General features: G+C 41.8%; 1 pseudogene. It reads left to right on the top strand.

Annotation, left to right across the window (positions count from 1 at the left end):
- Positions 1-220, top strand: a pseudogene (locus A3712_RS18475) (methyl-accepting chemotaxis protein); the annotation flags it as partial.

Below are 220 nucleotides of genomic sequence, written 5' to 3'. Positions count from 1 at the left end.
GCGTTTAGCCTCTGAACGTTACTTAGAGTCATTGAATGAGCAATATGAAGCGAATTATCAATCGAGCAAATTGGCGATCGATGATCTGCTCAATAACTTAATCGAAAACACTACTAATACCAATAGCCTAACAAGCTTACAACTGGTTCAAGACAGTGTTGCCGCCTTTGATACTGCCTATGGCTCAATGAAGCAGAGCCAGCGAATGATCGACCAACTA

It is taken from the genome of Vibrio sp. HI00D65 (assembly GCF_001635455.1).
Classification (GTDB): Bacteria; Pseudomonadota; Gammaproteobacteria; order Enterobacterales; family Vibrionaceae; genus Vibrio.
This window is presented reverse-complemented; position numbering and strand designations above follow the sequence as displayed.